Source organism: Ligilactobacillus ubinensis (assembly GCF_024160875.1).
Taxonomy (GTDB): Bacteria; Bacillota; Bacilli; order Lactobacillales; family Lactobacillaceae; genus Ligilactobacillus; species Ligilactobacillus ubinensis.
On record NZ_JAIULA010000006.1, the window covers coordinates 26,105 to 27,519 of the forward strand.

2 pseudogenes are annotated in these 1,415 nt (G+C 41.7%); both read left to right on the top strand.

Annotation, left to right across the window (positions count from 1 at the left end):
- Positions 1-419: pseudogene (locus LB941_RS12530) on the top strand (hypothetical protein); the annotation flags it as partial.
- 795 nt (positions 420-1,214) lie between these two features.
- Positions 1,215-1,415, top strand: a pseudogene (locus LB941_RS12535) (LPXTG cell wall anchor domain-containing protein); the annotation flags it as partial.

Sequence of the window (1,415 nt, forward strand, 5' to 3'; positions counted from 1 at the left end):
ATTCACTTGTTGATGTAGATTCACTACGTGATTCAGAAATTGATTCACTTGTTGATGTAGATTCACTTACTAAATCAGATACTATTTCAGATATAGATGCACTATCCGAAATTGATTCACTTACTAATTCAGACTCTACTTCAGATACAGATGCACTATCCGAAATTGATTCACTTACTAATTCAGACTTCACTTCAGATACAGATATACTATCCGAGATTGACTCGCTTACTAATTCAGACTCTACTTCAGATATAGATGCACTTACAGACTCTGATACTAACTCAGATGTAGATATACTATCCGAAGTTGATTCACTTATTGATGCTGAATGGCTTTGCGATTCTGAAATCGATTCGCTTGTTGAGGCCGAATGGCTTTGCGACTCTGAAGTAGATTCACTTTGTGAGGCCGAATGACTTTGCGATTCTGAAATCGATTCGCTTGTTGAGGCCGAATGGCTTTGCGACTCTGAAATCGATTCGCTTGTTGAGGCCGAATGGCTTTGCGATTCTGAAATTGATTCACTTTGTGAGGCTGAATGACTTTGCGATTCTGAAATCGATTCGCTTGTTGAGGCCGAATGGCTTTGCGACTCTGAAGTAGATTCACTTTGTGAGGCCGAATGACTTTGCGATTCTGAAATCGATTCGCTTGTTGAGGCCGAATGGCTTTGCGACTCTGAAATCGATTCACTTGTTGAGGCTGAATGGCTTTGCGACTCTGAAGTAGATTCACTTTGTGAGACTGAATGACTTTGCGATTCTGAAATCGATTCACTTTGTGAGGCCGAATGGCTTTGCGATTCTGAAATCGATTCGCTTGTTGAGGCCGAATGGCTTTGCGACTCTGAAATCGATTCACTTTGTGAGGCTGAATGACTTTGCGACTCTGAAGTAGATTCACTTTGTGAGGCTGAATGACTTTGCGATTCTGAAATCGATTCACTTTGTGAGGCTGAATGACTTTGCGATTCTGAAATCGATTCGCTTGTTGAGGCCGAATGGCTTTGTGATTCTGAGATTGATTCACTTGTTGAGGCCGAATGGCTTTGTGATTCTGAGATTGATTCGCTTGTTGAGGCCGAATGGCTTTGCGATTCTGAGATTGATTCACTTTGTGAGGCCGAATGGCTTTGCGACTCTGAAATCGATTCACTTTGTGAGGCTGAATGACTTTGCGATTCTGAAATCGATTCGCTTGTTGAGGCTGAGTTGCTTTGTGACTCTGAAATTGATTCGCTTACTGACTCTGATACTATTGCTGATGTTGATGCACTTGCCGACTCTGATTCACTAACCGATTCAGATACTATTGCTGATGTTGATGCACTTACTGACTCTGATTCACTAACCGATTCAGATACTATTGCTGATGTTGATGCACTTGCTGACTCTGATTCACTAACCGATTCA